Below are 3,989 nucleotides of genomic sequence, written 5' to 3' on the forward strand. Positions count from 1 at the left end.
CCGGCCCGGTGTCCGAGGATCACCGGGCCGGCCTCACCTGGGTCCCGCCCTACGGGCGGGCGGTGCGGGTCAGAGGCAGAGGAGCGTGCTGACCGTGCTGGTGCCGCAGTTCAGGACGCTCAGCGAGCTGGTGCTCGCGAGGGTGTCGTCGATCGGGGCCGCCTCGGTCTCGGGCAGCTCCATGGTCTGGAGGTCGAGGATCGCCATGACGTTCTCCTTCGCTGTGCGGTGAACCACCCGGCCGGGGCGGCCGGGAGCAGAGGGGCGCGGGGTCGCGCCGGGAGTGGTGACGCGTGGTCGCGCCGGGCCGGGCGGGCCGGTGGCCCGTCAGCGGCGGGTGGGGGCCGTCAGCAAGGCGCCGGGCCCGTCACCGGGCCGTGCGGCGCGCGGGGCGGTGCGGTGCCGGGCGCGCCGGTGAACGGGAGGAACGGGGTGCCCGCGAGGGCCGTGCCCAGGGCGAGCAGCACTCCGGCGGAGCCGGTGGCGAGGTCCGCCGAGAGCCGCAGCAGCTGGTCACCGGGGAAGGCGAGCCACCCCCGGTAGGGGACCTGGTGCAGGGCCAGCAGCGCCCGCTGGCGTTCCAGCAGCCCGCCGTCGGCGTCGCGCGCGGCGGCGGCCGGTGCGATGCCGGCCGGTGCGGCGGCGTCGTGCGCGGCGGCGGCGCGGCGGCGGGTGAGGGCGAGGTGGGCGATCAGTCCGGCGCGTCCGTTGAACAGGCCGGGCTGGATGACGAACTCGGGTTCGGCGGCCCGGCGGATCGCCGCCTCCCGCTCCGCCAGGTCGGAGTCGGGCCGGTGGGCGAGCAGGGCGTCCAGGGCCACGCCGATGCCGGTGCTGCCGGTCTCGATGTAGGGCAGGACCCGGCGGCCGTCGACCACCTGGAGGGTTCCGTCGCCGACGTGGACGCACCGGTCGAGGTCCAGTTCCAGCAGGGTCTCGGCCTGGTCGAGGAGGGCGTGGTCGCCGGTGTGCTCGTGGAGGCGGACGAGGGCGAGGGCCGCGCCCGAGGCGCCGGCGAGCAGTCCGGCGCGGCGCTCGGGGTCGTCGCGGCCCGCCTTCTCCCAGGTCGCCGCGGCGGTCCTGGCGAGGGTGAGCGCCTCCTGCAGCAGCCGGTCGTCGCCGGTGGCGAGGGCGAAGTGGTGCAGCGTGAGGGCGATGCCGGGGGCGCCGGTGGCCAGCCCCGGTGCCGCTTCGGTGTCCTCGGCGCCGGTGAGGCGTGACAGCAGGTCCAGGGCCTGTTCGCGTTCGCCCAGCAGGTCCAGGGCGTAGGCCACGCCGTGGCCGCCGTGGTAGAGCCCGGCCGGGAGGGCGCGGGTGCGGGCGGCGGCGGCCAGCCAGCGCACGTGGACGGGGTCGACGCCGGCTCCGGTGGCGTGGAGGGCGTAGAGGACGCCGGCGGCGCCGTGGGCCAGGCCGAGGCCGCCGTGGGTGAACTGGGCGATGTCGCCGGGGAAGAGCCGGTCGCCGCGCTCGGGGGTGGCCATCGCGGCGATGCCGGCGGCCAGGGAGTCCCGGATGGCCGGCCAGTCGGCGGCCGGTGCCTCCAGCAGGTCCCGGGTCGTGGTGCGGCCGTGTTCCAGTTCGGGGCGGGGGGTGCGGCCGTCGGAGGGGGTGGCGGCGAGGTAGCGGCGGATGTCGTCGGTGTAGCCGGGGGGTACGGGGAAGCGGCGTTCCACGGCGTCCGCGAGCTGTCCGGCCTTGCCGGGGTCGAGGGCGGTCAGCTGGGCCAGCGGGTAGAAGAGCCAGAGGCGGATCGCCGCGAGCCCGTACCGGTCGATGTCGGTGGTGGTGTAGCCGAGCGGTGCGGTGAATCCCACGGCGCCGAGTGCCGGGCGCAGGAAGTCCTCGGTGGTGCTGGCGAGTTCGAAGTCGATGAAGCGCAGTTCGCCGTCGGGGCGGATGATCAGGTTGCGGGGGTGGAGGTCGCCGAAGACCACGCCGCGGGCGTGGATCTCCGCGAGGGCCCGTTCCACCTGGTCGACGATGGCGAGGGCGTCGCGGGTGTACTCGGCGACGGTCTCCTCGTCGGCGTCGGGGTGGATCAGGGGGTAGCGGGCGGTCAGCCATTCGCTGAGGGACTGCCCCTCGACGTACTCCTGGACGAGGAACTCGTGTTCCCAGGCGGTGAGGAGGCCGTGTTCGGCGGGGACGGCGGGGGCGCCTGCCAGGCGGGCGAGGATGGCGTGCTCGTTGCGCAGCCGGGTGACCGCGTCGACGCCCCGCTGGTCGAGGCCGGCGAACGGGCGGGCCTCCTTCAGGACCACGGGCGGTCGGTCGGCGCCGTCGCGGGCCAGGTAGACGCCGCCGGCGTTGGAGAAGTGCAGGACGCGCTCCACCGTGTACGGCAGTCCGGTGTCCTGCTGGGCCGCGCGGTCGGCGACGGCCTGGGCGATGCGGTCCGGGACGGGTGCCCAGGGCGGGACGGAGAAGCCGGCGCCGCGGACGTCGGGGACGAGCCGGCCGTCGGGTCCGGTGAGCGCGAGCACGCGTTCGCCCGCCTCGTTGCGGCAGTGGCGTTCGGCGAAGCCCCCGTACCGCAGGTAGAGCGGGCCGTCCTGCCAGCGCAGGTCGCTGAGGATGTACGGGCCCTTGCGGCCGGCCAGCAGCGCGCCGAGGCCGTCGAGACATCGTCCGAGTTCCGCGTCGTCCACCGGGTAGACGGTGCAGAACTTGCCGCTGGAGCCGCGTGGGGCGTACTTGGCGTTCTGGACCTGGAGGATCGGCAGCCCGCGCAGGAACTTGAAGGTGAGGCGTTCGCGCAGGCAGTAGGCGTGGACGGTCTCCAGGGTCTCCTCGGCGGTGTCGATGCACGAGGAGACGTGGATCTTCCAGCCCTGGTCGGGGATCCGGACGTCGACGGGACGCACGACGGCCCACATCTCCATGTCGCCGCGTTCCCAGCCGTCCGGCAGCGGACGGGTGACGGCGGCGAACTCCTCGTGCGCTCCCCAGCGCCGGGGCGAGTCGTAGAAGAGCGGGTCGGCGTAGGCGTAGGCCTCGTACCGGTTGTCCAACGGAACCCTCCTCGGTGCAGGGAGCTGCGCAGGCGTGACGGCGGGGAAGCGGGGGGTGGGGGTGGCGTCGGGCCGCCGGGGTGGCGGTGGGCCGGCGGTGTCGTGGAGCCGGTGGGTGGTGTGCCCCGGCGTCGCGGAGGTGCCGGCCGGATACCCCGGACGAAAAAGTCCTGTATGGCGATGCGACCATCCGAATAGTGGAGGCCGCGGGGATTTCTCCGCAACGGCGCACCGGCACCGCGATATCACGATTCCGCGCACCGGATCGCACGCGGATCTGCCGTGCGGGACCGGCGTAATGCCGTGCGCCTCCCCGTGGCGCGGACGGTGGCGCCGGCCAGGGCGGGGACGCGCCCGCCGCGGCCTCCCCGCCCTGGCCGGCCCCGCCGGCGCCACGGCTCTCACCTGGGGTGATGTGCGGATACTTGGGGACTGCTCTCCCCGGCCGGGCCACCCCCGCCCCCCGTGGCGGACTCCGGCGTACGCCCGGCGGAGGGTGTCGATCACGCCCAGGAGCCCCTTTGCCCGGGCCCGTCGATCCCACCGGAACCATCGAACGGGATCCCTTTCCCCGTATTTCTGTTCCATGGCGGGAGTATTTCGCGGGACCGGGAAATTCATATCTACGGCCTCCCGGAGCCCGCTGAATCACCCCGCCGGCGGCGCGGGAAAACCCCCGGGCAGGCCTCCGGGCACGGGCGCGAACGCCCCGGGCCCGCCCCCACGCCAGGGGCGGGCCCGTTCGGACGGGGTGTCGGCACGAAAACGGCAGGTCGAACGTGCGCACCTGGTGGGTGGTTACCGGGCCGTAACTCGCCGGGACGGGGCGCGGTGGGCCGTCACCCGCCGGCTTCCGGAGGGCGCCGGGCCGTCCCCCGCCGGTCTGTTTACGGAGGGCGCCGGTGCCCGGCCGCGTGGCCGGGCCCCGGCGGGGCCGGGCTGCCGCAGGTGCCGGCCGGGGTACGGGGCCGGTGT

The 3,989-nt window shown here is 75.3% G+C and carries 2 protein-coding genes; both read right to left on the bottom strand.

The features are described from left to right. Positions 1-69: 69 nt before the first annotated feature. The gene (locus tag ACWEQL_RS41490) at positions 70-207 is read right to left on the bottom strand and encodes a SapB/AmfS family lanthipeptide (protein WP_176189324.1); all 138 of its coding nucleotides are present in this window, start codon (positions 205-207) and stop codon (positions 70-72) included. Positions 208-347: 140 nt separating this feature from the next. Further along, entirely contained in the window at positions 348-3,014 is a 2,667-nt protein-coding gene (gene lanKC, locus ACWEQL_RS41495; RefSeq protein ID WP_452156667.1) for a class III lanthionine synthetase LanKC, read from the bottom strand. Between the last annotated feature and the right edge of the window lie 975 nt (positions 3,015-3,989).

Source organism: Kitasatospora sp. NPDC004240 (assembly GCF_053603215.1).

Coding starts and splice junctions, on each gene's coding strand:
- ACWEQL_RS41490 (WP_176189324.1), bottom strand. CDS start 207: ATGGCGATCCTCGACCTCCAGACCATGGAGCTGCCCGAGACCGAGGCG.